Here is a 25,650-nt window from a genome sequence, read left to right as displayed (position 1 = left end):
CCTCGCGAATCGGTGTGTGGACCCTGGTGGTCCCCCGGACCCCACCAGCACGGGCTGGTGAGGACGGGCACCCCAGGGGCGGGTCAGACCGCCAGTGCGCGGCTGTGAATCTGGGTCGGGGTGGGGATCGCCCGGTCGAACGCCTCCAGGACGTGGTCAGGCCGGTGCTGGAGCAGCTGGTTGTCCGGGATGCGCCCCCACGTGCTCTTGCGGGCGGTGGCCGTGCGCGTGACCTCGGAGTGGGCGGCGGCCCACGTGGCCCCGCACGGGCAGGCGTGGTGTGCCAGGTCGCGGTGGTCGGCGTGCCACACGATGGCCCGGCCGAACCGCTCGCACCCAGCGGTGGGACAGTCCCACCTGGACTCGTCGATCCAGGTGGTGATGAGGACGCCGCGCACCAGCTCCGCGAGGTCCGTGGGCACCTGCCACTCCATCCCGGACCGGACCATGAGCACCCACGTGCGAGCCAGCGTCCCGGCCTCGTGAGCGGCCCGCAGCAGCGCTACCTGCTGATCGTTGTACTCAGCAGCGAGCTGGCTGCTCTTCTCCTGGGCCTCGTCCAGACGGTGCAGAACCTCGGGGAGCTGGGCGGCGTCGCGCAGCCGGGAGCGCAGCGCGTCGGGGATGTCGACCTCGTCGCCGAGCCCGTAGGCCAGCGACTTGCAGGCATCGACCACTTCGTCCATGGCATGCTCGGTGGCCCGCAGGTCATCGGCCAGCGACTCGACCTGGCCGGTGAGCTTCTCGTTCTCGATGTACAGGCCCTCGGCGAGAGTGGTCTGACGGGCGGCCACATCGGCCAGACCTGCGGCTTCGTCCCGGCAGCGGCGGTGTGTCAGGCGGATCATGCGGCGGCACTCCTGTTCGTGGTGGCGAGTTCGATGACGTCAGCGGGTCGGCCGGTGGACGCGGCCTCCACGTCGGCGCGGATGAGGCCGGCGGCCTCCTCAACCCGGGCGCGGATCCCGCCTCGGGCGGTGTCGGCCAGGTCGATCTCGGCCAGCGCCTCAACCAGCGGCTTCATCGCGCGCCCTCCGGGGCCAGGGTCGGAACGAACGCCGCGTCCTCGAGCTCGCTGGCGCGGCGGGCGTCAACCAGGGCGTCGCGCTGTGCGGTGAGCTCCGTGAGCTGGGCCTCCAGCAGGGTGAGGCGGTCCACGGCGCCGGTGACCACGATCGAGTTCGCGACCACGCGGGCGGTGTATCCGGCCGCCTGGATCAGGGCCAGAGCAGCCTGGCGGTAGTCGTTACCGATGCGCAGCACCGCACCGGAGCGGCACAGTGCCCTGCTGGAGACGACCCGGTACTGGCTTGAGGCCAGTTCCGCGACCGTGGTGATCTCGTCCAGGTCGGTCTGAGTGATGGGCCCGGTGGGCGTGGTGTTCTCGGACATGGGTGTCCCCTCTCGGGTGGGTGTGGGTGTTCCGGTCAGGCGGCGATGTCGTAGATGGAGCGCACGGCCAGCTCCTCGCGCACCCAGTGGCGGGGGTCGATCTCCAGGACCCGGGCCAGGACCTCGCGGCCCTCGGCGGGGGTGGACCAAGCGCGGGTCAGGCGGGTCGCGGCCTCGGCGTCGTCCAGGACCTGGGCGAGGTCGGCGTGCACGGTCGCGGCGAGGGCCTCGGCGGCGGCCAGTTCGTCCTGCTCCTGGTCCTCGGCGGCCTCGTCGTGGTCGCCGGGGTGGTGCGCGATGATCTCGCGGCTCTCGTCCGGGCTGGTGTGCTCGGGGTAGATGGTCACGTCCGCGTAGTGCTTGGCCAGCGGGTTCGTGGGGGCGGGCTCGGGCTGCTCCTCGATGACGCCAGGCAGCAGCAGCTCGACGTCGTCGATCCCGGCCCGGGCGGCGTGCTCGCGCAGGAACTCCACGTCCTCGTCGCGGGTCTGGTGCCACAGCGCGTTGCAGAGGCGCTCGTGCTCGGCGCGCCAGGACTGCTCGGGCTGGAACATCAGGTCGGAGGCGAGGCGACCGCCGGCGGCCTCGATCGCTCGGGCGATCTCCCAGTCGGCGGTGGCGCCGCCCTGGGTGGCCACGCGGAGGACGTCGGCCTTGGTCGCACCGGTGATCTGGATGACCTGGGCGATCAGCTGCTTCGACGACATCTGCGCTCCTCCTCGTGCTGATGGGGCAGAATCGCCCCGCCCTCCAAGAGTCCTACGCTCTCTCGATAGACCTACTATCTCTTGTCAGTGATAGTATGTCAACTGGGTTGCTATAAAGGGTGTCGACGAAGGGAAGATTCGACCGACATGACCAGCCGATATCGAGAGATCGCCGAAGAGATTCGCGAGCGGATCTCCTCCGGCACCTACGCCCGCGGGAAGCGTCTCCCGCCGCAGTCGACGCTCGCTGACGAGTTCGGTGTGAGTCAGCCAGTGGTACAGCGCGCGGTGATGGCGTTGCGCACTGAGGGGCTTGTACGCATCGAGAGGGGGACCGGCACGGTGGTACACGAGATCAAGCCGATCGTGAGAAACGCGACGGCGAGGTACACAAAGACCGCCCGTGAACAGGGCCAGTCGCGTGGGGCGTTCGCCACGGAAGTGCGTTCCTTGGGCCATAACCCACAGAGCGAACTGGTGCAGCTGGGGCCAACAAACCCGCCCCAGGAGATCGCCGAGATCTTCCAGTTCGGCCGGGACGACATCGCTGCCATTCGCCACCGGCACATGAAGGCAGACGACACACCTGTCCAGATCGCAACGTCCTACGTGCCGTGGGCAATCGCCAAGGACACACCCATCACCCAGGAGGACACTGGTCCTGGGGGGACGTACTCCCGCCTGGAAGACCTGGGGCACCGAGTCGTGCGCTTCACGGAGCGGATCCGCACCCGGCCTCCATCGGAGGAGGAAGCTGCCTTCTTGCGTTTGGGGGACGACCAGCAGGTCTACTCCGTGCTGCACATCGCTTACACCGAAGACGACAAGCCGGTCGAGGTCACACAACACGTAATGCCGACGTTCCAGTGGGTTCTGGAATACGAGTGGGCAGCGGATTGATCGCATGACTCCACGGTGGCCAAGACACCTCTGAGCTGCGAGAGGCAGATGGGGGGCTCCAACGTGCCCCCCATCTGCCACCTAGACGAAGTAGCGCGGAGTGAGGAGCGTGAAGGCATGACTGGGATGGCGCCTTGGGCGCGCAGGATGAAGAAGGAACGCGAAATCCGCAGCTGGACCCAAAAGGACTGCGTTGAACGGCTGCGGTATCAGACCACGCGCGAGCTGCCGCCGCTGCACACGATGCTTGACCAGTGGAAGCGTTGGGAGAACGGACGTGTACTCCCATCTCCCGAGTACCAGCGCATGATCGCGAGCCTCTTCGGGAGCGTGTCGGGCGCCTTCTTCACCGTGGTTCGCAGCCCACAGGAGATACTGGCAACCGCCGTACCCGACGCGGACACGCCTGATCTGCTTGCTCGGCTGCGACGGTCGGCTGTCGACCAGGCCACCCTGGAGTCCCTGCGACTCACTGTTGATCGGCTGTGCGCGGACTATCCCGTAGTCAACGCCCACCAACTTCTCACCGAAGGCAGGGCCTGGCTAGCGCGCCTAGCCGACCTGTTGGACATGCGGGTTAGCCTCGCTCAGCACCGCGAGGTCTTGTCTATGGCGGGGATGCTCGCGCTCCTTGTGGGCTGTCTAGAACAGGACCTCGGGCACAACCCTGCCGCCGAGAACACACGTAGGTCGGCTCTGACCTTGGGCACGGAGGCCGGCGACACGAACGTCATCGGCTGGGCTCACGAGATGACCTGCTGGTTCGCACTCGTCCGCGGGGACTACCGCTCGGTTCTAACTGCGGCGGAAGCAGGTATCGACGCGGCCGGGGACCAGTCCGTCAGCGTGCAACTTCATGCCCAGGCCGCGAAAGCCTGGTCTCGGATTGGCGACAGGGGCCGAGTGGAGGTCACCCTCGATAAAGGACGCCAACTCCTGGAATCGATCCCCCCGCCAACGGACCCAAACCACCATTTTCAGGTCGACCCCGCCAAGTGGGACTTTTACGCCATGGACGTGCTGCGCCGCGTGGGCGAGGACAAGCTCGCGGACGGTCTGGCGGATGAGGTGCTCTCCAAGTCCCAGGACTGGAGCGGCAAGGTCATCTCGCCCATGCGCGCTGCTGAAGCTCTGGTCACCAAGGGAGTCGTGGCCGCGCGCGCTGGTGATCTTGACACGGCGATCGCTCATGGCCGCCAGGCCCTGGCTGGCGACCGGCAATCGCTACCGTCTCTAGTCATGGTCGGCAAGGAACTGGGGGAGGTGCTCAAGAGCCGCTACGGCGATGCACCAGAGACCCAGGAGTACATCGAGGAGATGCGAGCCCTCGCCTCGTGAGCGAAGAAGAGCCCGGGTGGCATGCCACCCGGGCTCTTCTTCGGCGCCGTGTGTGAAACCAGAGATCCCCCGAATCTCCTGGCGTACACGACGCCTACTGCGTGTCACCGCGACCGATAAGGTCGTTGGGGCACGCGAGACGTGTTCAGACATGACAAAGGCCCGGGGGTCGGATCCCGGGCCTTGTCCAAAGTTCAGATGAGCTGGCTGTCCACACAACAGCAAGCTGTGCTCACCCCACATACACGTTGGCCACTGTAGCCGAAGTTCGGCAAAATTTGGCCTTTGGGGTACCCCAACTGGGGTGATGAGCACCGCTACCTGTGTGCGGGCTGCCTAGAAAGCAGACCCATGTCCACGGACGACACCGATGTCCCCAGCGAGTTCGATCTCGCCACTCCCCCTGCCGAAGGCGACGGCTACTACCAGGCCAAAACACGCCAGTGGGTTGACCTGTGCCCCCACATGGGCTTCTCCGAGAAGATCTTGCTGCACGTCCTGACCGGACTGACCACACGAGCCAGCAACAGGCGCAAGCTCAGCCTGGATGAACTGCTCAGCATCGTGCCCAGCACTCCCGTCGCGCTCGGGGAAGAGCCCAAGTTCCTCTCTCCTTCCGGCCTGCTCCGTATCCTGCGCAACCTTGCCGCACTCGGGCAGATCACCGCCGACGAAGACGGCACGCCGATCAAGTTCAGCTCCCGCGACAATGCCCGCTCTCGGCAGGTCAGTATGACGGTCTGGCGACTGCCCCGGCATGACTGCGGATGCCACCGCAACTTCTTCGACGCCCTGGACGCAGTCCGAGGCGAAGAACCTGCCTTCGAACCCGCCCGAGTGGATGAGTCCGCCGTGCGCCGACGCACAAAACGAGCGGGTCAGAAATCTAACCCGCGACGCGGAGCGGGTCAGCACGCTAACCCGCTTTCACAGGGTGACCAGCAGGAACCCGCACCACCCATTACTCCACCCAGTACTCTCTCCTCTTCTTCCTCAGGTGGCACCGAAACCTCACCGCTTTCCAGTAGCTCAGGAGAGAAAGAAGAAGACGCACCTCCGGTCCGGAAAACCCCGTCTGTGGCTGAGACCGTCATGGCCCGCGTAGGGGCGACCTCCGAGGAAGCTCTTGCTGTCATCGAAGCCGTTGAGGACCACGCGGAGCGGAACAGTATCGAGATCGGCTCTATCGGCCGCTACATCGCTGGATTCGATGACGCCGACCTCCGCCGTCACCTGCGGAAGATCCGCGCTCAGAATGCGCCTGAGCTCCGCACAGAGGAATCTCAGCTGGTGTCACCCGATGTTCGGTGCGAAACCCACCACGAAGCTTTGCCGTGTGGTGGCTGCAAGGGCTCGGCCCGCCCGGTCCTGGTGAACCTGCTCAAACGCTACGGCCCCGGTCGCCGACCGGACCTGAAGGAACTCGTCAGCTCCCGCTGACCGAACCCGCACGAAGAAGGCGGCGGACCCCTGGCTACCAACCGGGTCCGCCGCCCTACCCACCCCTGCTCGAAACAGAGGAGTCCGTCCATCATGACCGACGAAACCCGCATGCCCCCGCACAACATCCAGGCCGAACAGTCCGTCCTGGGCGGCATGCTCATCTCGGCCGACGCCGCCGTGAACGTCATGGCGATGCTCACCGCCGACCACTTCTACCGGCCCGCCCACCAGCTCATCTACACCGCGATCTGCGACCTGCTCAACCGCGCCGAGCCGGTCGACGCCGTCTCGGTCGAGGCCGAACTGACTAGGTGCGGTGAAGCGGTCCGGGTCGGTGGTGCCCCCTACCTGCACACCCTGACCGAAGTGATCCCCACCGCCGCCAACGCCACCTACTACGCCAAGATCGTCCGGGACAGGGCTCTGCTGCGCCGCCTGGTCGAGGTCGGCACCCGCGCCGCCCAGCTCGGCTACCTCGGTGAGGGCGAGGCCCTGGACGTCGTGGACCGGATCCAGGGCGAGATCATGAGCCTGACCCAGGGCACCACCACCGAAACCGGAACCCGCGCCGACGGACTCATGCAGCTGGTCGTCGATGGTGCCGAGTCACGCGCCAAGCGGGGGCCCGGAACCCTGGTCGGCCTGCCCAGCGGGTTCGCGGACCTGGACGCGCTCACCAGCGGGTTCACACCCGGCCAGCTCGTCATCATCGGAGCGCGCCCGTCCGTAGGCAAGTCCACCCTGGCCCTGGACGTGGCCCGGGCCAACGCCATCGGCGCCGGCCACCCGACCGCGTTCTTCTCCCTGGAGATGGGCGAGGAGGAACTCGGGCAGCGGCTGATCTCCGCCCAGGGCAAGATCCCGCTGCACATCATCAAGGACTCCAGCCTGATGACCGAGGACGACTGGGCCCGCATGGGCAAGGCCAGCCTCAAGATCTCCGAGGCTCCGTTGATCGTGCATGACAAGATCATGATGCTCTCCGCGATCCGGGCCGAGATCCGCCGCCTGCACCGCACCGAGGGAGTGCGCCTGGTGGTGGTCGACTACCTCCAGCTGGTGGACACCGACGGCAAGAAGGAGAACCGCACCCAGGAGGTCGGGGAGATCTCCCGGGCCCTGAAGCTGCTGGCCAAGGAGCTGGGCATCACGATCATCGCGCTCTCCCAGCTCAACCGCGGCTCCGAACAGCGCCAGGACAAACGGCCTATGCTCTCGGAGCTGCGTGAGAGCGGCAGCCTGGAACAGGACGCGGACATGGTGATCCTGATCTACCGCGAGGACGTGCACGACAAGGACTCGCCGCGGGGCGGTGAGGCGGACTTGATGGTGGTCAAGCACCGCAACGGGTCCACGTGCGATGTAACGGTCGCTTTCCAGGGTCACTACTCGCGGTTCGTGGACATGGCTCCGGGATAACCCCCTGACGTACACGGCTCCGCACCAGTACACGGTGCGGAGCCGTCGTTGTGGCTGGGTGGCACATGCGTGCGTCAGGTGTGACGTGTCTACGTCATGCCGTACCTACGGCATCGTTGTGAACGCGTTCGGGGCGTGCTCGAAACACCGCCGCCCCTGCGGGTACAACCGGGTCGGGCTCGCTGAGCACATCCGCTCCTGGCTCCCGAGGTAGCGGGAGCAGGGTTCGGCCACCGCCACTTGGAACCAGGCGTCCACCTCATCCACCCCGGCCGAGACCTCGAGATCAGTGGGAGGTGCCTGCCGGGTCAACACCGGCAGGTGGACCTGCTCGGCCAGTTCGGCCTCGACCGGCATCGATGCCTCCGCCGACATCATTCCCGTCCCACCCTTCCTGGTGGTGTGCAGCTTCGACTCCTTGGACCGGGCCCGACGTGTACCAGCAGGGGCTCGGGGCGGTGGTGTGGCGATCCGCAGATGCTCGGGCAGGTCCTGCTCGGTGAAGCGGCGACCGCGCTCGTGGGCGTAGGCCTCATGGTCCTCGGGTCGCACCCACATGCGCATCACGCTGTTGTGGTCCACCCCGGGGACCGCGATGGGCACGTACAGGCCAGCCGCGGTCTTGCCCACGAAGTCCTCCACCGGCACGGTGACCTTCTCCCAGCTGCCGTGCCAGTCCCCGCAGTCGTAGGTCCATCCGCCGATGCCGGTGGACTCGGGACAGCGGCCGGGGAGTTCGATACAGCGCTGCCAGGCGAAGTTGCGCAGGCCGCCGACGACCCGGGCAGCTCGGCCCATGCGGATCTGCTCGGGGACGATCTGGGTGACCATCGACCACGGGGCCCGGTTGATCAACGCCCGGGTCGGCGAACCGGCTCGGCGGTCGGTGGTCAGCCACGAGGGCGAGCGGCCCTGGCGCAGTGCGCTGTGGCTGCGCTTGAGGACCTGGGGAGCGCGGATGCGGCTCATCTGCACCTCCCAGGCGACCTCCTGGCCCTGGGCGCCAATGATGACCACGTCCGAGCGGATCGAGCGGTCCTTGGTAGAGGACTCCATGACCGCGGTGAACCCGGCCCGTTCGGCGTCGGTGGCGATGCGCTCCTTCCACGCCAGATGCTCGGGTCCTTCCGGCTGGTAGCAGGGGCCTTCGTCGGACTTGTGGTGGGCCACGGTGAGCCGATCCCCGCGGCGGCGCAGGTACACCGAGGTGGAGGACCGGTTGATTTCTACGCAGCGCTGACACTCCAGAACGCCGACCTTGATGGTGCGCCGTGGTCCTCCGGGGGCTCCGCGTAGGGCGTGGATGACCGTGGGGGCCACGTCGAAGTCGTCATGGTTGGGATCGAGGATGATGCCGGTCTCGGTCCAGCGGATGAGCGCGAGTTCCTGGGCCACGGGGCCTCCGGGTGCCTGAGGGAAAAGCCGGAGCGGGGGAGAGGAGTAGAGCATGCGCATAGGACATTTCCGGGCAGGAGCGGTAGGAACCGTGAACTGGCCGTGCACAAGCGGTCATACCCGTGCAGAGATGTCACCGCAGTCGTACATACTTACGACATGGAAGATCGCACCAACCCTCCGGCCTGGCTCACCGAACCCGAGGCCGCCCACCATCTGAGGGTCTCCCCCGACACTCTGCGTCGCTGGCGCCGCGAAGGAACCGGCCCTGACTGGCACCGGGCTGGCGGACGCCTCATCCGCTACCGCCTCACCGAGGTGGACGCCTGGGTGACCGGCAGCGGGGAGGCGGCGCGATGATCCACCCGATGCACCCGTCCGGGGGCTTCCAGAGCCGCTGGAACACGTTGGTGCGTTCCCTGCTCGTGGAGTCCTCGGTCAAGCACGTCGCGATGTCCGCGGCCCTGTACGCGAACTTCGAGGACGGAGAGAGCTGCTTTCCCGGCATTTCCCATCTGGAGCGCGACACCGGCTACACCGACAAGACGGTCCGACGGGCACTCCAGGTGCTGCGGGGTATGGACATGGCCCGCCTCGTGCGCCGCGGGGTGCCGCACAAGGGGCGCTCCGACGAGTACACACTCCAGATCCCCGACGGCTGGACAGGGCTGCCGTTGCAGGGCCCCAAAGGGCTCCCGTTCACCTGTGCCTTCTGCCTCAAGGACTTCAACCCCAAGGGGCACAGCCTCGTGAAGCCGGTCGAGGGTCCGCGCGGCTACCAGACCAGTTGGTACCTGGACAAGTTCATCTTCTGCACCCGCGCGGGCAAGAAGGCGCCCTCCTGCAGGGCGCTGTGGGACCGCGACCGGGGCCGGCGAGGCGAGCCCGCGTGGAGGGAGCTGGTCTCCTCCGTCAAGTGGGAGATGTTCTACGCGGCTCGCGGGGAGGACTGGGCAGAGGAGTACCGGTAATGACAACCAGCGCCGGTAACCAGTTCCATGATCGGCGGTAATCATTCCGTAGGTAGCGGTAATGGTTCCCGAACAAGGCGGTAGCCACTACCGACCACCAGTACATACACACAGATCATGTACCAGATCATGAGAACGCCCCCACTTTTCCGCTCGCGCCGCTCGCGGGCAGGACGAAAAGCAGCAGCGACGGGGACGGCGGGACCACAGGTCGGTGGTCGGGTTTACGCAGGTCATGTCCCTCCCCGAAGGGAGGATAGAACCCACAGACCCCTTCGGGGAAGGGTTCGGGGAAGGGTCCGTCGAACCCTTCGGGGAAGGGTTCGTGACGGTCACGCCCGCGGTCACGCGTGACGTCACGCCGTTCCTCCCCCACCCCGGGCTTCGTCGTGCTTGAGTGGTTCACCGACCCCGACGACAAGGAAGCAGGACCATGCCTTCCAACCACGCGATCAACCTGCGCACCACATCAGGCGCGAAGATGGAAGATGTCCGCTTCTCCTTCGGAGTCACCTCCTCCAAGGTCCGAGACCGCCCCATCCGAGAAGGCCAGGGATTCAGCATCGAGCTGCCCGCGGTGCTCGACCTCCTTGAAACCGTCGCCGCAGGAGAGGAACAAGCCGCAGACGCTCGGGAGCTCCTGCTGAACGTGGTGGACACGCTCTACGACTCGGCAGGCTGCTACGACTACGAGACCGTCGAGGACAAACTGGCCTGGTGCGTGCGCGATGGCGGATGCCAGACCTGCGAAGAGCAGCGCTCCTCGTTCGCCCACCACCTGGAGACCATGGCCGAACGGTGGCGCCGGTGGACCCTGCCCGACGAGTTCCCCTTCGCCACAGGCAGCTCCATGGGGCTGCACACGGTCAAATGCGGTGTCGTCCGCCGGGACATGCCAGATGGCTTCACGGCCCACAAACCCGATGACGTGGCGCCGCTCCGCGCATTCGCCCACGCCTACGACGACTTCGGTCTTCCGGTCGACGAATCGGAGCAGCTCCCCGCGCATGTTCCCTTCCAACCCATGTCGGGGGAGGAGGCTCGTGCGTGGATGACCGAGAACACGGGGCCCAAGGGCGGCCGGTACTACAAGCGATGCCGGATGTGCGCTCCCACTCCGTGATCTGGGGGACCGGTCCCTCCTTCTCCTGCCATGGTCCGAGACCCGCAAGGTCGACCGGTCGACCCGGTTCCTACGCGCACGCGCGCGAGGCAGCAGCCCGACCCCCGCGAAAACCCGGCGGAACCCTAGCAAATCCGGTCGTCCTCACCGGGTCGGATGATCTACGCCGTCAGGGCAGCCGCCCCGGTTCCGCCGACCAGGAAAGCGTGCGGGGAACCGGATTGGCCACCGGGTGTGCCTCGGGAAACCCCGTGCGGAGAGCCCTGGCTACCGGCCAGTTTCAACAGAACCCGTCAACCAGAGCAGCAACACGAGCGCCTGGCGGCGGTTGGCCGGCCACCTCCGATGTGTTGTCCCCGGGGGGAGGGGCGTTGGGATCGCTGCGGTGGCCGCGGGCTACGAACGCGCGGGTGGAACGCCTCAGCAGCGGACGAGTTTTCCGAACTGTTCCACTCCCCGCAGGTCGCGGAACTTCGAGCGCGCGTGTCGCCGGGTCTGCACGCTGACAAAACCCCGGAACAGTTCCACTCCCCGCAGGTCAGCGGACGAGCCTGTCGACCTCGACCAGGTCCTGGCCGCGCGGGTCACCGGGGACACACCATGACGGGGGACAACTCCGCCCGGGGGAGGGGGCGTCAGGATCGCTCACGGCCTGGCCCTCGACAGCCGCGTAGGTGACCCGGTTCAAACGCCGCCACGTTCCCGGAGAAATATCCGCTGAACCGGGTGGTCGACCACCACGTCGACCGGTCGACCACCCGGTCGAACTCCACTCCGAGTCGATCCTCACCGAGAAGCCGGGGCCTACTCCTCCAGGAGGCTGGTCTGCCCCGGCACCTGCACCTGCTCCTGGCGGGCCCGGCCCAGACACCGCCGACACGTCACCGGCCCCGCTGACGGGGTCAATCGGAGCGGGTCCACGGCGGCGTGGCAGGCCACCGCGGGCACCGCCACCCCGGCCCACATGTGCGTGGCCAGCCCGTGCACCACCGTGCCCTGCCCGATCCGCACCCCGGTGGCGCCGGCCAACTCGGCGCGGCGGCGGCGCAGCACGGCGGCCAGGTGCTCGACGTCGGGGCCGGTGAGGTGGTCCTGTTCGGGGTGCTCGGTCATGTCTCCCAGGATGCCCGCTGAAAATCCCCAGACCCGTACAAAGAGCCAGCGGCAGACACCTCTCGGTCTCCTGAACCCCTCCGGGGAGGCACCCCCACCCCCTCGGAACGACGTAGCACTCCTCGCACGGGTGCTACGTCTCGCACGTCACCGGCCGGGCAGGTGCGGGCCGATCAGCTCCAGCACCCGCAGGATCTCCCGGGTCTCGGCCAGCTCCTGGAAGCGGTCGGACTCCCGGGCCTGGAGCGCACGGTCAGTGATCCCGTCCGCCTGCTCCTGGGCGAGCTGCTCCTCCAGGACCAGGCGGCGCTCGGTCAGGTACTGCCACAGCAGACGACCGTGAACCCGCGCCGACAGGTGGCCGGCGGAGGCCCGGGCATTCAGCGCCAGCGGGCTGTGCACGGCCAGCCAGTGCTGGCACCAGCCCGCCCACCCAGGCTCGGTGGGGGACGGCAACTCCCCCCACTCGTCCGCCGGTGTTGGCTGATCTGCCATATGGCCAGGTTAGACAGGTCAGAGATCCTCATCGGTCACCGCTTCCCCGGGTAGGTCGCGATCAGTCCCTCACCTAATCAGAGTGCTTATGCACGTGCATATGCACGTGCATAAGCACATGAAACCGTCTGGTTCACCAGTGTGCCGAGTTCGGTCCGGAAGGTGCCGTGGCTGGATCGGTGACCTCGGCTCGAGGTGGCCGTGGGCCGGGCAGGTAGACAGAAGTAGACGCCTCGGTCTCAGGAAAGTCCAGGTCGGGCAGGGGCTCGGCCTCGGGCACATCCCACTCCGCGTCCTTGGGCGAGTCGGGCACTCCGAGCCTGTCCAGCTTGTCTAGCTCCTGCCTCCGGGCCCGGGACAGCTCTGCTGCGGTGTCGGCTTCCACCAGAGACAGCCTCTGCACAGAGTCCTGGAGCTCGTTGCGCTGCTTCTTGAGATGGTGGATCTGCCGCTGGGTGGCCTCAGCAATGGCGTCGAGAAACTCCGCCCGAGTCTGGGCCTGGGCTTCGAGCTCGCGTGCCTGCTCCCGGGCCTGGGCCAGAAGCTCTTCGGCTTGACGGCGTGCTCGCCACAGCAGCTCGGTGCTCTTCTTGCTGGCCTCCTCCCGCGTCTCCTCCACGCTATGGCGCAGAGTGCGAACTCCTCCCAGAGCGCTACGCAGTTGGGTCTCCAACGCCTCGACCAGCACCTCCGGGCTGCTCACAGCCGACATCCTGTCAGGCCTGTGGCGGGGCGTCGGAGCGGTCGCAGGGAGCTGTTGGGCTCGGCTGGCCTCACCCCACAACTGCATGAACCGTTTGGCCTCCTGGACAGGGTCCCGCGCGGGCTCGACCAGAGGCAGCAACGCCTGCACGAAAGCGGTCATCGTCGCGCGAGTGGGCAACCTGTGGTGGGTGAGCACCTTGTGCACCGTCGCCCGGGAGACCGTGTCGGTACCACGGCCATAGTTGACCTTCCTCAGGACTGTGTCCAGGGAGGGCTCCCCAGCATCCCGGTGTAGCTGATGAAGCTCGTCGTTGAGCTTCGCCAAAGGACCTGTAATTCCTGTTGGCCTCTTCCAAGGGGGCACGGCGGCATTCCTCGTCTAGAACCGTCTACTTGCTCGCATCCTAAAGGGTGTCCAGCTGTCCTTTTTCGTCTCCAGCGGCAAAACCCCGCCGCTGCAGGCATTCGGCACCACTATCCTTCTTCGCAGGAGTGGAACTGGGTGCACGCATGTACTCGCACAAGACGACAAATCGTGCATAAGGTGCGTTCAGGTCACAGTGATGTGGTCGAAGGCGCCCAGTGAACTACCATCCCCGCATGTCAAGCGCCTGCTTGACGGTCGTGCTGCGGCCGGTCGGAGCCGAACTAGGACGGCCCCCCAACAGCGCATGTCCGGTGTGCCCATGGCCCTTGACCGAAACCAGAGGGTCCTCTCACATGGCACAGCACTCATTAATTCAAGGTCAGAGGAAGGTGCCGATGAATGTCATGATCCCCAAAGAAGTCGGATCATGCTTTGGAACGTGGAAGGAGGATATTAAAAAACGACCGGCCTTCGATGATGTGGAGATCGGGGAAGGCCGGTCGCCTGCCTCAAAAAAGAGGAACTCCCTCGCTCATAAATTTGGCTCAGCGTGGAAGCGCCTTACTGTACCAAACCTGCGGCTCCAGGGGGCGTCGGTTCGATGAACATGCCCAAAGGCGCTCCCATGGGTATTGACCTGCGCCTCTATCTGGCCTTCCTGACGGCCAGCCTCGTGGGGATCGGCTCCGGCCTGCTTTGGTACATGGGCGGCGACAATCCGTATCACGCTGTGATCAAAGGCGTCTTCGCGGGTGGCGCGGCATTCACGGCCGTCTTCTTCCTGCTGGGGGGTGGTGCCCGACATGACTGCGACCACGACTCCGCGCAACAGGGGTGTCGTGAGGATGTTGATTAGCCTGATTTGCTGAGTTCCTGGTGGTGGGAAGAAGTGCCTCTGCCCCTTCCCACCACCAAGGCACAGGATCTTTCGATGTCAAAGAACCCGAGTGCCCTGATTTCGGACAGGCAAGAAGCACGAATGCTTCCTCCCCCTCATTTCAGAGCTTGGCCCGTGTGTTCCGCCGGTCTGCGGTCAGGGTGGGCAGCGCCCACCGGGCGTGACCGGTCGGGCTGGCCGCGCCCGTCCCAGGGCAGGGCCAGCTCCTCCTGGGTTCCGCGCACCGGCCACCCCCTAGAACCCCGCAGAAACCTAGCAAAACGGCTCTGTCCCCGGCGGCCGCAGGAACACGAAAGGCCCGCACACGCACTCTGCGCTGTGCGGGCCTTCGGGGCGGGTTTCAGTGCACGATGGCCTCGGCCGGGTCTGCCCATACCGGGCCAGGCTGGGCCAACAGACGCTCCACGGCCTCGGCGCGCGTGCCCACAGCCGACGCTGCGGCGGTGTTGACGGGCTCCCCGGAGGCGTCGGCCGCGCAGTAGGCCCAGGACCGCGGGGCCGGTACGTGCTGGCGCTTCCACACGAACCCGATGACCTGATCGTCGGGCCCCTGGGCCTGGTACTGGCGGGTGCGCCTGGCCGAGTCCGGGGTTTCGACCAGGCGCACCCGCGCCAGCTCGGCCGGGGTGTAGGGGCACAGCGGCCGCTGCTTGGGGCGGCCGCGCATCCGCCGCTTGGTCCAGGCCGACTTGGTGAGCTGGGGTGGGGGCAGTGGTGCGGTCAGGTGCGCCCACAGCGCGCTGGCGGCTTCCTCCCGGGTGGGCCAGGGCCCGCCGGGTACCGGCCCGTCGGCGGTGTGCACGGTGATGCCGTCCCCGGCGCGTTGGAACCAGCCCCAGCAGCGGGAGCGCACGTAGATGTCATCGCGGCCCGTCACCCGGCCCCGCCGTAGTTCCCACCGCTCCATATCGGCGGGGCGGATCGGTAGGTCCGTGCGTTCCCCGTGCAGGCTCACGACGGAAACCGGGCGGCCGAACAGGGTCGACAGCAGTTCGGGGAGGGCAGCGGCCATGTCGGTTTCGGAGGTCACCGCGTCCGGGGCGAGCTGCTCTTGCGGGGTGAGGCGTTCGCGCTCCTCCTCGGACAGCAGCCCGTGCAGCGTCCATCCCTCCCGCTGGTCCCAGTGGTGGCGGTCCTCGAGGTGGCCGATGGTCGCGGTGTCGGTGTACAGCAGGCAGAAGACGCGCCCGTTCGGGTCGGCCTGGCCCCGGACCCGCACCGACACTTCCTTCACCGGCGGGGGCGCTGACTCCTCGGGTGCGCCATCCAGGGGAAGCCCGGGTTCCTCCTGCGCGGGCTTTTCCGAAACCGCACGGGGGGCGTGGTCCTCCTCTGCGTCGGGCAGTGGGGGTGTGGTTTGGGAAACCTCCCGGTCGGGGGTGCGGTCGGATCCGTCCTGGTGCTCCGGCGGTGGGGCGGCCACCGTGCCGAACGTGGCCTCCCACGCGGCGACCACCGCCTCCTGGCCGGCGCCGTAGGCCGACCCCAGCGCAGAGCGCACCGCCCCGGCCGCCTCCAACGGCACCCAGGTGGGCGGCTGCTCTCCACGCTCGGCACCGGCCAGGACGGGGCGCGAACACGCGATCCCGGCAGGGAGCTGGCCACGGACGCTCTCGGCTGCCGCCGCCAGGGTGAGCCCCGCCCCGACCCGCAGCCCGGCCAGCCCATCGGGCAGGGATTCGGGCTCGACCAGATCAGCCACACCCACCCCGACCGCGGCCGCGAGCAGGGCCAGGCGCTTGACCTCCGGCCGCTCCTGGCCCTGCTCGTAGCGGATCACCTGCTGGCGAGTGGTCGTGAGTCGCTCGGCGAGCACGCGCTGGCTCAGCCCGGCCGCCTGTCGGGCCTTGCGCAGCCGGGCGCCGTCCAGCGGCAGGCCCGCTCCACGCGCCATCAGACCTCCTTCGTGGTGGCCGGTGCGCGCAGCACGCGCGCGTCGTCGGGAAGGTCGGCCAGGGCGCGGCGCAGATCGCCAACAGTCAGCGGCTGGGGGGTCTCGTTCACGGCGTGCTCCTCAGGGATGTGTTCGCGTCACCCTCTATCCTAAACCACACGTGCCGTTTAGGTAAGGAGTTTCGCTGGATTCCCCCGTGCGGTTTAGGTGACGCACGATCCTGTTCGGCTGCTCCCGAAAGGGGGTGCGGTTTAGGTAAGGTTGGATTTTCCGCCAGAACTACCGGGAGCCCAGCAAACACAAGCGGCCCCGCGCCAGGTTTTTCAACTGGTGCGGGGCCGCATGCTGGCGCAGGATCAGCTCACGGCGCAGGCCATGGCAGCGGTGTTTCCCCTGTTCATCGCATGCCGTGTATACGTCATGCCGTAGATACGTCGTCATCGTAGAGAGCCTTGCCAGCGGCCTCGCCCAGCAGCTCCAAGGCGTAGCCGATGTCGGCGTGCACGGCCGGGTCAGTGACTCGACGGCCGTCGACGACCGCGTACTCGACCAGCTCGTGCTGGTCCAAGGACCCTTGCATGGACACGGTGAACGTGCGGGGCTCGTCCTCGAAGTCGGTGGCCTCGACAGCGACCTCGTAGGGGGTCAGGTCGAGGGAATCGGCCCGGCCCTTGCCGGACTCGGCGGCCAGGGCCTCCAGCCCGAGTTCGGTGGCGTGGTGGCGGCGCAGGGACTGGGCGGCCGCCTCCAGCTTGGACACGGCGTCGGCGGCCTCGGCCGGGTTGGCGGGCGCGACCAGGCGGCGCAGCCCCAGGACCGTCTGCCAGATGGCCAGGACCGCGGGGTCCGGCTCGTTGTCGTGGACCAGGTGCGGTCCGACCACCGCGTCGATCTGGTCCAGGGCGGGCAGGATCGCCGACAACGTGGCGGGCCCGGACACCGGGGTGTGCTCGCGGCGCTCCAGGTCCAGGTGCTTCCACCGCTCCCAGGCGCTCTGGCGGGCGATCCCCACAGCCGCACCGATCCGGTCCCAGGACACCGAGCGCAACCGGAGTGTTTGCACTTCGCTGTCCAGGGCCGCGTCGGTCAGGGACCGCTGGGAGGCCAGGGTGTGCAGGCGCAGCTCCGGCACCGCCGAGTACACGTGGTCCTGCCAGGCCTGGCTCAAGTACTGCGTGACCTGGTCGGTCGCACGGCCGTGTTCGGAGGGGTAGTCGGCGCGGGAGAAGGTGTCCAGTCCGCTCCAGCCACACTTGCACCCGGCCCGCCAACCGGTGACGCGGTCGGCGATCTCCAAGCTCCACTTGCTGGTGGCGGTGGTGTTGTCCAGGACCATCACGGTGAAGCCGTTGTGGTCCTCAGCGGGGGCGTAGGTGGTGGCCAGAGTCCAGCCCATGAGGGCCTCCGTTCGTGTCAGGGTTTCCTGACACATAGCATGTCAGGGAAGCCTGACACTGTCTCGAGAATCCACGAACTCAACACAGAGGTCGGTACAGACCAAGCCCCGGCAGCTCGCCTTGCATAGTTCGATCTGTGCAGGCCAAAGAGCCGACGTGAGTACGTCATGACGTATCTACGTCCTGAGTCGTGAACCAGTGGAGCTCTTCCTTACCTGCAGGTAAGGAGGTAGCCAGTCGGGGTGCCATTAACGGAGGTGTCACCAGCAGCAAACGCGACCGGACCTACAAGGGGTACCGGATCCGGGCAGTGTTCAAACAGCCCTGGCGGTGAACACACCACTGCCCCGCCTCACGGTTCGAGGCGGGGCAGTGTGCTGGGTGGGGTCAGCCCTGTGGAACCCCACCGGCGGCTCGCAGCGCCGCCACCCCGGCCTTGGTGGGCACCATCCTGTCCGCGTGAAGCCCGTCGGCAGGGATGGCGGATTCGATCAGATCCCGCTGCCACAGGCTCACGTAGGCCTCGTAGAGCTTCACCTGTCGCTCGGTGGCACGGCGGCCGGTCTCGGTGTTCATCCCGGCGAAGAAGGAGTTGGCCTCCACCGGCTCGCCCGCCCGGTGGATGTGGTCCAGGAGAGCGTGCTCGTCTTCGGTCAGCTCGTTGGTGTTCCTGTTCATGGGAGGAACGCTAGCCCCTGTAGCGAGCCTGCGGGGGCTAGCGTTTGCGGCTGCTGACACGTTCGTTAACAGCACCCCCAGGGTCTCGATGTGGATCACCCGCACCAAGCAGAGCTCCCCAGGTTCGCCCCGTCGTAGTATTGGGGCATCGGAACGGGGAAGTTCCTTCCCTGCCCGACACAAGAAGTGGGGCCTCCACGCTGGCACGTGGAAGCCCCGGTACTGCTTCTTCTCTGTTAGCGGCTCTGGTCGGGCACCATCACGGTGTCCCACCAGGGCCGTTGCCGTTTCCCCCGACCATGTCGAGGAGAACCTGCAGAGCCACCCGGACGACGCCTCCCAGAATCGGGGGGAGCCACCAGGGCGGCGTCCACCGATCGCGCTTGCTTCGATCCAATGGACCGCTCCTTCCTTCACCGGTGACCGGGTCACCCTCGTGGTGTCCCTACTCGGCCATCCGCGCGGACTGGCCGACCTCTCCGGTGCTTCAAGGTGCTGGCACAACTCTACTGGGAGGCCCCTGACTCCTGGAATTCTCGGACTTCCCTGCGGGTGGATGAGTTCAGGGTGATCCTGGCGAGTGGCAACCAGCCTTGGGGAGCGGACGACAGCCCCTTGAGGTGCAAAAATGCCCAGACTGTGGGCTCAGGGAGGCCTGCTCTGAGAATCGCTTGGGTGTGGTCTGTGCGCGTTTTCGACCACAGGCCGCCCACAAGGGGGACAGCAACTACCCACAAAAAACCCTTGAAAGTCAAGTAGGACTCGTAGGCGAAGTTGATGATGAGCTTTGGCGGCAGGGCACGAGCCTTGAGGAAGACCTCCTTCTCGTGCAGCACCTGCAGGATGGTCTTCTCCTGTGACTCCTATAGGCCTACCTTGCGCATCGGGTTGTCGCGCCAGGCGTCGGTGGGGCGGATGTAGGAGTCGATGGCCGTTGACCTCTCCGACCAGCGGCCCTGGCGGGCGATCCATGCTCGGGGCACCCCGGCGGCCGCGGCTGCTGTGGCGGGGCCGGCGCGCAAGGAGTGCGCGGTGACGCCTTCCAGACCGGCCTTCTCGGCGAACTCCTTCACGATCAGGTTGATCCCGGCCCCGGACATCCGCCCCGTGCTCCGCCCGGCAGCCTCCGGGGTGCCCGCGACGCGGCCGTGCCGGTCCACCGAACGCAGCAGCGGCCCGTCGGTGACCCTGGCCTCGGCCAGGGCGGCGAGGTAGTCGGCCACCGTGCGCACCGGGCAGGTGAGCCTGTGCGTGCCGTAGGGGATGGCCACGGTCACCCCGGCGGAGTCCTTGTCCGTCTTCGAGGACGCGACGAACACCTCCAGGCCGTCGGCGACCTCGCGCACGTCGCCGATGTCCAGCGCGGCCAGCTCCGAGCGGCGGGCCATCATCGTGTACCCGAGCAGCAGCAGCGCCCGGTTGCGCAGACCGACCAGACCGCTGGAGGTGGCCTCCAGCATCTGCCGGAGTTGGTCCACGCTCAGCGCGGGGGCCTGACGGCGGCGCCCACCGCCCTTCGCCCACTGGCGGGAGTAGGAGCGCAGCGCCATCCGGGCGGCCTTGGTGGGCAGAGAGTGGCCTTCGGCCTCGTGGTAGGAGGCGATGGTGCCCAAAGCGCGGTCGATGGTGGCCGGGGCCAGCCCGGCGGTCGCCAGATGATCGACGTAGGACGCCAGTGTCTCCGGGGTGGCGGGCAGCGGGGTGCGCCCCGCTGTTGAACACCAGGCAGAGAACCTCTTCCAGTCTCGGGCGTAGCCGGTCTGGGTCGAGGCCGCCCACCCGTCGGCGACCCGGGCCGCGGCCCCCGGGGTCAGCTCGGCGTCGGCCGGGCGGAAGAGGGTCCCCGGGGAAGTTGAAGTCATCGAGGTCGAAGTCGTCGATGAGGAGGATCCCCGGCGGCCGTCGTCGAAGAGCACGATCTCGGTCTGCTCGGGGATCTGCTCGCCGTCCACAGGGGCTCCTCAGGGGTGTGGCTGATGTCCGATTCTGACTTTCGACAAGTGAGCTTATCGAAAGTCAGAGTCACAGAGAAGGGGAGATCGGACCCGGGCCCGGCCTCCCCTTGTGACGTATTCACGTCATGACGTACCTACGTCTCGCGCTGGGCTTCGATCTGCCGGTACTGCTGCGGGAGCATCCCGCAGGCGAAGATCCCGCTGTACCCGCACAGCAGGATCGGGACCAGGAACACCAACACCGTCCAGCCCATCCACCCGACCCAGGCGGCGGCCGCCATCACCGGCACCGGCAACAGCACCAGGACCCACACGGTGAGCACCAGGGGCCGTGGCGGGGTCGGGCTGGCCCAGCAGCTGCGGGAGTACCCGGCCATCGCCGCGCCAAAGGCCGCGGTGTAGAGGGCCCCCGCACCGTGGCCGGCCCACCCCGGGGCGCCCTGGTCCATGAGCATCTGGGCGAGGAGCATCCACACCATGACCGCGCCCACCAGAGCGATCAGTACGAAGCCGACGCTGAACCCGATCAGGGAGCGGCGCATCTGGGCGGGTTCCTGGCGGAGCTGGTGCTGGCGCACCGCGCGCATGGCCCGGGCGTACTGGGAGAGGTGACGGTCCTCCTCGGCCTCCTCGGCGTGCAGGCGCTTGAGGCGCTCCAGCTCCCGGACGCGGCTCTCGCGACGGTGGCGCGCTTCCTCATCCACCTCCTGGGCGAGTTTCTCCGCGTCTCGGTACCGGTCTTCGGCACTGCTCACGTCTTCTCCAAAAGGGGGTAGCTGGTCAGACGGTGACGTGTGTACGGCATGACGTAGATACGTCATGCGGAATGCCCCGGGCCACCCTGACCCGGGGCGGCGTGCAACCGCGCCTGTGAGATGCCCACAGGCGCGCGAACTCGAACCCGCCAGCTCTCTTTGGTCGCGCGGGCCAGGCGGAGGCGACAGGCGTCACCTGAGAGAGTTGATGCAGTTCAAAGGGAGACGTATCTACGTCATGCCGTGTCTACGTCGTCCCTGGACTCCTTGACGCGGTCACGCACGCGCTCGTACAGGGCGTCGTCCTCGGCGAGCTCGGCCAACAGCGCCAGCCACACCGCCCGGCGCGGAACCTCCCCCACATCCAGGTCGTCGGCGAGCCGGTCCGCGATCCTCCTCAGCCGCTTGTGGTCGGCCGGCGACAGGTCCACGGTGGTGCGCAACGGCTTGGACCGCACCGCCGTGCGGCCCCGCTCCGGCCGCGGCTGGGCCTCTTCGGGTGTGGCCTGGGCGGGTGCCGTGCGACGGGAGGAGGCCGCCTTCGCGAACCGGTCCGCAGACGACTTCGACTTCGCAGCGCTCACGCGGTCACCTCGATCCCGGCGCGGCGCAGGTACTCGTCGGCCAGCATCTCGATGGGGTCACCGGCGGGGACCTCCGGGGCGGCGCCGTAGGCCAGGGCGTAGGCCTCGCGCCGGGGGATCTGGGAGTCGAGCACGTCGTAGCCCATGGCCTCCAGACCCTCGCGGGCGTCGCGGCCCGACCGGGCGCCGCTCACCACCCGGTTGAGCAGGACCGCGATCCGGGCGGGGGCCTGGCGGACCTCGGCGACCTCCTCGAGGAGTTCGGTGATCGCGCCGGTGCGGTCGATCTCGATCGTGGAGGGCGCGACCGGGATGGTGATCTCGTCGACGTGGCGCAGAACGCTGCGCACGATGGCACCGTGGTCCTCGGCCTGGGGCAGGTCCACGATCACCAAGGTGTCGGGGCCGGCGAAGTCCCCGAGGCGGCGGCCAGCGTCCTTGGTGGCCAGGCCGACGATCTTGAAGCCGAAGCCGCCGACCTCATCGGACCAGGCGAGCGCGGACTGGGCGGGGTCGGCGTCGACCAGGAGCACGTCGAACCCGCGCTGGTGAAGGGACTGAGCCACCAGCACGCTGGTGGTGGTCTTGCCCGTGCCGGGCTTGGTGTTGGTGTACGCGATGGAAGCTCTCATGAGGCACGACGGTACGGCATGACGTACTGACGTGCCTACGGCACCACGGGATCAAGGTGGGGCGTTCGCTCGGTGACGGCGACGCACAGCACAGGCATGAACAACACCACGGCCGCGGCGGCGAAGCCGAGAGACCCGGCAGTCGACAGCCCCAGAACCGCACCGGAGTTGTATCCGAGGGTCGCCACGAACGCCAGCAGCGGGATGCTGATCCAGGAACCGGTGCGGCCGCGTGGAGTGGAGCGCGTCATCGACCACTGCAACCAGAGCATCGCGGCTGTGATCACCGCGTACCCGAGGGCGAACTTGAACCCGAGCGTGGGCTGGAGAACGAGGGCGCACAATACGACGGCGAACGGCGTCAGGGCGGCGGCCGCCCATCGGGAGATAGGTGTCATGGGTTCCAGTGTGGCCTTCGCCCTCCTACGGGGATGCCGTTTCCACAGATCAGAGAGCGACGTACCTACGTCATGACGTGCTGACGTAAGCAGCCGGATCCTTAGATCAGAGTTCTCAATGCCGGGGACCGCTCGGGGCTTAGGAAGGGCACTTCCTAGTCGCCCTCTTCGGCGGCGACTTCGGAAGAGAGCTTCCGATCCGCTCAGCCTTGGTGTTCCCGGAGACGCTCGCGCAGCGCCAGGGCGAGCTCTTCCACGCGGGCCTTGTTCGGTCCTGCGGGGGTGGCGACAGCGACGGCCTCCAGGACCTCCAGGACGTCCTCGGCTTCGGTTCGGGACAGGAGTGCTGGTGTTCCGGCGGGGACGGCCAGGCGCTCGTCGTCGACGACTTCGGCTTCGTGGATGTGGTGGGCGGCGGCCGCCGCGACCCACCGGTTCCCGCGAGGACCGAGTCCTCCCTTGCGCTGCCCCACCGTGTGCCCCCACCTATGTACTTCGCTCAGGACCTCCAGTCTGCTCACACCCCACCCACCAGCGCAGCCAGACCAGCGATCCCAGTACACCGAACACACTCCTCAGTGATCGAAAAGCACATCCAGGCCATCCAATAAAGTCACTGACGGATTACACCTAGGCACCATTGGCGCTCACGGGACGCACGGCCCGGTCCGGACGGGGTTCCGGCGCCTGGGCGCAGGGGTCGAACACGTCCTGTGGGCGCCGGGTTGCGGGGTCCCGGGGCGGCGAGCCCCGGGTACCACCAGGCGCCCGCCGGAGGTCTTCTCGCGGCGCGACACGCCGATCAGCACGGATCGCAGATACCTGGGTGCTTGCCGTCTTCACTGGCTCGCCGTGTCCTCCAACCGTCCCTCCATTCCGGAGGGGTACCTGTGCTCATACGGACGACACGCCGATACACCGGTATCGCAGATACCTGGGTACATCTCTTCATCGGTGACGCCTACCGAGCTGGTCGTAGAACCGGTCCCCTGACACCTTCACCGCGTCCACTCCGCGCATGATTCGCTCGACCTCGCGCACCGACAGCTGGCCCTGGGCGATCGCGGCCGCGGTGCGCACCAGGATCCGCTGGAGCTCCCGGGGGCGAATCTCGCCGTCCTCCTGGCGCTCGGGTGCGGGGGCAGGGTCGACGCCTGGGTAGAGCTGGCCGCCCGGTCGCATTCCGGGGCGCTCCCACGGGCTGGCCGGTACCAGCCGGGTGCGCACGACGGTGCGCTCGATGACCTCGCGGACCGGCTCGTCATCGCGGCGCGCGAGGCCGGCCTCCTGGTCGCGCTCCTGGCGATCGCGCGCGGTGCGTAGCTCGTAGGCGCGCTGGCGGTGCGCGGGGGAGCAGTAGCGCCGTTTGCGCCCCTTCCCCTTGGTCCGGGGTGAGATCTCCTTGCCGCACCACTCACAGGTACGGCGGATCAGCTTCTCGCGGACGGTCTCGATCACCATGTCCTCGTGCTCGGAGCCGTCGACGGGTGCGGGTTCTTCGGAGGTGTGGTCCATACGGCGGACCTTATCGTCACTGATGGATTTGGAAGCGGTGAGCTCTTGTATCTCTTCGAGATACCAAGGCTCACCGGTTCCACTGGTCTACCCGCAGGCTCCGGTGCGCGGTCGCTCAGGGCGGTCCCAGTGTTGACGGCCGCGGGGATGTCAGTGGATCGGCCACCAACTTGTCAGCGAGCATCGGCCGCGAAGATGTCAGTGCCGTCGCCGCCTCGGGCCGTGCTCGCTCCTGGTGACCGTCGAAGGCTGCGGGGTGAATGGCCGTGGCAACCGCTATGCGGGGCTTACCGGAAGCCAGAAACCGACACAAGGGCATGAACCACACGGGGAAGGTAGACCATTCGGAACGGCCGAATTGGTCTACCTCCTGAACAGCAGGAACGCCGCGCGCGACGCGAACCGGGGAGGAGAGGACCGTGTGAGGCTCGATCGGGCGCATAGTGACGATGCGTGGCCACTGACCGGATGCGCCAACTCCCGTCCGCACCAAGCGCGGGCGGTCTACCGTGGCGGTCATGCGTTCACTCACCCCCCGCCAGTGGACCGGCATCGCCCTCGCCTCTGTGGCACTGCCTGCGCTCACCGCCACCGCATGGCCCCTGTTCCCGTTCCTGTGGGGTCTGCTGCCTGATGATCTGCCCGTGGAGCGCATCGCTCTCGGCTCGGTTCTTACGGTCGTGCTGGTGCTCGCCGCCATACTGGTTCGCGCCCAGCGGCAGACCCAGGTCTGGCTGCGGTGGTTGATCCTCGCCGCCTGGTTGGTGGCCATCGGGGCCGTGGCGGGGATGGTGGTGCTCATCTGGCTCGTCCTGGGCACCCCCGGGCTCGACCTTCCCACCGACCTGTCCCCGCGCGCTCTGGACGCGATCGCGACCCGAGCCTTCGCCGTCGTGGCGGGCCTGGGCGGTGTGGCGCTACTGGTGATCCACTACCGGCGCCAGCGCACCACCGAGACAGCAGAAGAGCGCGAGATCGCGAAGCTGTTCACTGACACCTTCGACAGCGCCAGCAGCAAACTCGGCGAGGAACACGCCGCCGTCCGTCTGGCTGGCGTCCACGCCCTGGCAAGGCTGGCCGATGAAGCGCCCCGCGGCCGCGAAGACCTGGTGCAGATGGTCATCGACGTACTGTGCGCCTACCTGCGCATGCCCTACACCCCCGCACCTGTCCCTCTACCCAAGAACGCCAACAAGGTCCGGCGCGAGGAACACCACGAGCGCGAGTTGAAGTTCGCCGCTTTCCGGCAGGTGCGCCACACCATCATTCGCATCATTGGCAACCGCCTACGCGAGCCCACTCGCTGGCGCGGTAAGGACTACGACTTCACCGGCGTCGTCTTCGACGGCGGCGACCTGTCCTTTGCCCAGTTCTCCGGCGGGAAGGTGTCCTTCCATGGGGCCGAGTTCACCGACGGCAGAGTGTCCTTTGTAGCAGCCGAGTTCTCCGGGGCGACGGTGGACTTTCTCGGCGCTCACTTCACCGGCGGGATGGTGTACTTCGGCAGGGCCCGCTTCACTGGCGGAACGGTGTCCTTTGTAGCAGCCGAGTTCTCCGGGGCGACGGTGGACTTTCT

General features: G+C 67.4%; 28 protein-coding genes. 9 read left to right on the top strand and 19 right to left on the bottom strand.

Features of this window, described 5'->3' with window-relative positions:
- Positions 1 to 83: 83 nt before the first annotated feature.
- Genes D457_RS0129710 through D457_RS0129695 form a run of 4 tightly spaced genes read right to left on the bottom strand, consistent with a single transcriptional unit; the run spans position 84 to position 2,099 of the window.
- Positions 84 to 848: a hypothetical protein gene (locus D457_RS0129710; protein ID WP_017584308.1), complete on the bottom strand. Its 765-nt coding sequence runs from the start codon at positions 846 to 848 to the stop codon at positions 84 to 86.
- The gene (locus D457_RS0129705; protein ID WP_017584307.1) at positions 845 to 1,024 is read right to left on the bottom strand and encodes a hypothetical protein; all 180 of its coding nucleotides are present in this window, start codon (positions 1,022 to 1,024) and stop codon (positions 845 to 847) included. Before D457_RS0129705 ends, D457_RS0129710 begins: the two co-directional genes overlap by 4 nt.
- Positions 1,021 to 1,392, bottom strand: coding sequence for a hypothetical protein (locus tag D457_RS0129700; protein ID WP_017584306.1), 372 nt, complete (start codon positions 1,390 to 1,392; stop codon positions 1,021 to 1,023). The genes D457_RS0129705 and D457_RS0129700 overlap by 4 nt, the downstream gene beginning before the upstream one ends.
- Positions 1,393 to 1,427: 35 nt before the next feature.
- Positions 1,428 to 2,099, bottom strand: a complete 672-nt coding sequence (locus D457_RS0129695; protein ID WP_017584305.1) for a hypothetical protein — start codon at positions 2,097 to 2,099, stop codon at positions 1,428 to 1,430.
- A gap of 147 nt (positions 2,100 to 2,246) precedes the next feature.
- Here D457_RS0129695 and D457_RS0129690 point away from each other — a divergent pair, with 147 nt between their 5' ends.
- From D457_RS0129690 to dnaB, 4 genes are all read left to right on the top strand, one after another.
- Positions 2,247 to 2,999: a GntR family transcriptional regulator gene (locus D457_RS0129690; RefSeq protein WP_017584304.1), complete on the top strand. Its 753-nt coding sequence runs from the start codon at positions 2,247 to 2,249 to the stop codon at positions 2,997 to 2,999.
- Between the two features lie 117 nt (positions 3,000 to 3,116).
- Positions 3,117 to 4,337, top strand: coding sequence for a helix-turn-helix domain-containing protein (locus D457_RS36570; RefSeq protein ID WP_026117160.1), 1,221 nt, complete (start codon positions 3,117 to 3,119; stop codon positions 4,335 to 4,337).
- Positions 4,338 to 4,688: 351 nt separating this feature from the next.
- Positions 4,689 to 5,777, top strand: a complete 1,089-nt coding sequence (locus D457_RS36030; RefSeq protein ID WP_152514417.1) for a hypothetical protein — start codon at positions 4,689 to 4,691, stop codon at positions 5,775 to 5,777.
- Between the two features lie 93 nt (positions 5,778 to 5,870).
- Positions 5,871 to 7,199, top strand: a complete 1,329-nt coding sequence (gene dnaB / locus D457_RS0129670) for a replicative DNA helicase (RefSeq protein ID WP_017584301.1) — start codon at positions 5,871 to 5,873, stop codon at positions 7,197 to 7,199.
- Positions 7,200 to 7,304: 105 nt separating this feature from the next.
- On the opposite strand, the gene D457_RS0129665 is transcribed toward dnaB, so the two are convergent.
- Positions 7,305 to 8,594 carry a competence protein CoiA family protein gene (locus tag D457_RS0129665; protein WP_017584300.1) on the bottom strand — a complete coding sequence of 430 codons (1,290 nt, stop codon included), beginning with the start codon at positions 8,592 to 8,594 and terminating at the stop codon, positions 7,305 to 7,307.
- Positions 8,595 to 8,753: 159 nt separating this feature from the next.
- Between D457_RS0129665 and D457_RS0129660 the strand changes: the two genes are divergently transcribed.
- From D457_RS0129660 to D457_RS0129650, 3 genes are all read left to right on the top strand, one after another.
- Positions 8,754 to 8,954, top strand: coding sequence for a helix-turn-helix transcriptional regulator (locus tag D457_RS0129660; protein WP_017584299.1), 201 nt, complete (start codon positions 8,754 to 8,756; stop codon positions 8,952 to 8,954).
- Entirely contained in the window at positions 8,951 to 9,565 is a 615-nt protein-coding gene (locus D457_RS0129655; RefSeq protein WP_017584298.1) for a hypothetical protein, read from the top strand. Before D457_RS0129660 ends, D457_RS0129655 begins: the two co-directional genes overlap by 4 nt.
- A gap of 433 nt (positions 9,566 to 9,998) precedes the next feature.
- Positions 9,999 to 10,688, top strand: coding sequence for a hypothetical protein (locus tag D457_RS0129650; RefSeq protein WP_017584296.1), 690 nt, complete (start codon positions 9,999 to 10,001; stop codon positions 10,686 to 10,688).
- Between the two features lie 804 nt (positions 10,689 to 11,492).
- Here D457_RS0129650 and D457_RS0129645 read toward each other — a convergent pair.
- From D457_RS0129645 to D457_RS36025, 3 genes are all read right to left on the bottom strand, one after another.
- Positions 11,493 to 11,801 carry a hypothetical protein gene (locus D457_RS0129645; RefSeq protein WP_017584295.1) on the bottom strand — a complete coding sequence of 103 codons (309 nt, stop codon included), beginning with the start codon at positions 11,799 to 11,801 and terminating at the stop codon, positions 11,493 to 11,495.
- 147 nt (positions 11,802 to 11,948) lie between these two features.
- Positions 11,949 to 12,296, bottom strand: a complete 348-nt coding sequence (locus tag D457_RS0129640) for a hypothetical protein (RefSeq protein WP_239646256.1) — start codon at positions 12,294 to 12,296, stop codon at positions 11,949 to 11,951.
- Between the two features lie 133 nt (positions 12,297 to 12,429).
- Positions 12,430 to 12,999: a hypothetical protein gene (locus D457_RS36025; protein ID WP_152514416.1), complete on the bottom strand. Its 570-nt coding sequence runs from the start codon at positions 12,997 to 12,999 to the stop codon at positions 12,430 to 12,432.
- Positions 13,000 to 13,993: 994 nt separating this feature from the next.
- On the opposite strand from D457_RS36025, the gene D457_RS0129630 reads away from it, so the two are divergent.
- The gene (locus tag D457_RS0129630; protein WP_017584292.1) at positions 13,994 to 14,224 is read left to right on the top strand and encodes a hypothetical protein; all 231 of its coding nucleotides are present in this window, start codon (positions 13,994 to 13,996) and stop codon (positions 14,222 to 14,224) included.
- Positions 14,225 to 14,606: 382 nt separating this feature from the next.
- Here the strand turns inward: D457_RS0129630 and D457_RS36020 are convergent, their stop codons facing one another.
- From D457_RS36020 to D457_RS0129565, 11 genes are all read right to left on the bottom strand, one after another.
- Positions 14,607 to 16,160: a helix-turn-helix domain-containing protein gene (locus D457_RS36020; RefSeq protein WP_017584291.1), complete on the bottom strand. Its 1,554-nt coding sequence runs from the start codon at positions 16,158 to 16,160 to the stop codon at positions 14,607 to 14,609.
- 418 nt (positions 16,161 to 16,578) lie between these two features.
- Complete coding sequence (locus D457_RS34320) at positions 16,579 to 17,556, bottom strand: hypothetical protein (protein WP_017584289.1); 978 nt, start codon at positions 17,554 to 17,556, stop codon at positions 16,579 to 16,581.
- A 388-nt stretch (positions 17,557 to 17,944) separates the two neighbouring features.
- Complete coding sequence (locus tag D457_RS0129605; RefSeq protein WP_017584288.1) at positions 17,945 to 18,235, bottom strand: hypothetical protein; 291 nt, start codon at positions 18,233 to 18,235, stop codon at positions 17,945 to 17,947.
- A 506-nt stretch (positions 18,236 to 18,741) separates the two neighbouring features.
- Positions 18,742 to 19,071, bottom strand: a complete 330-nt coding sequence (locus tag D457_RS0129600) for a hypothetical protein (RefSeq protein WP_017584287.1) — start codon at positions 19,069 to 19,071, stop codon at positions 18,742 to 18,744.
- 27 nt (positions 19,072 to 19,098) lie between these two features.
- Entirely contained in the window at positions 19,099 to 20,187 is a 1,089-nt protein-coding gene (locus tag D457_RS0129595) for a tyrosine-type recombinase/integrase (protein ID WP_017584286.1), read from the bottom strand.
- Between the two features lie 137 nt (positions 20,188 to 20,324).
- On the bottom strand, positions 20,325 to 20,945 hold the full coding sequence (locus D457_RS0129590; protein ID WP_017584285.1) for a hypothetical protein: 621 nt from the start codon (positions 20,943 to 20,945) through the stop codon (positions 20,325 to 20,327).
- A gap of 236 nt (positions 20,946 to 21,181) precedes the next feature.
- Positions 21,182 to 21,529 (bottom strand): hypothetical protein, encoded by a 348-nt coding sequence (locus D457_RS0129585; protein WP_017584284.1) that lies wholly within the window; start codon positions 21,527 to 21,529, stop codon positions 21,182 to 21,184.
- Positions 21,526 to 22,161, bottom strand: a complete 636-nt coding sequence (locus tag D457_RS0129580) for a nucleotide-binding protein (RefSeq protein ID WP_017584283.1) — start codon at positions 22,159 to 22,161, stop codon at positions 21,526 to 21,528. Before D457_RS0129580 ends, D457_RS0129585 begins: the two co-directional genes overlap by 4 nt.
- 35 nt (positions 22,162 to 22,196) lie before the next feature.
- Positions 22,197 to 22,559: a hypothetical protein gene (locus D457_RS0129575; RefSeq protein WP_017584282.1), complete on the bottom strand. Its 363-nt coding sequence runs from the start codon at positions 22,557 to 22,559 to the stop codon at positions 22,197 to 22,199.
- A gap of 203 nt (positions 22,560 to 22,762) precedes the next feature.
- Positions 22,763 to 23,080 (bottom strand): hypothetical protein, encoded by a 318-nt coding sequence (locus D457_RS0129570; RefSeq protein ID WP_239646255.1) that lies wholly within the window; start codon positions 23,078 to 23,080, stop codon positions 22,763 to 22,765.
- Between the two features lie 427 nt (positions 23,081 to 23,507).
- The gene (locus tag D457_RS0129565) at positions 23,508 to 24,074 is read right to left on the bottom strand and encodes a hypothetical protein (protein ID WP_017584280.1); all 567 of its coding nucleotides are present in this window, start codon (positions 24,072 to 24,074) and stop codon (positions 23,508 to 23,510) included.
- Between the two features lie 518 nt (positions 24,075 to 24,592).
- Between D457_RS0129565 and D457_RS0129560 the strand changes: the two genes are divergently transcribed.
- Positions 24,593 to 25,650 (top strand): pentapeptide repeat-containing protein (locus tag D457_RS0129560; protein ID WP_017584279.1); only part of this gene is annotated, 1,058 nt, incomplete at its 3' end.

This window comes from Nocardiopsis valliformis DSM 45023, assembly GCF_000340985.1.
GTDB lineage: Bacteria > Actinomycetota > Actinomycetes > Streptosporangiales > Streptosporangiaceae > Nocardiopsis > Nocardiopsis exhalans.
This window is presented reverse-complemented; position numbering and strand designations above follow the sequence as displayed.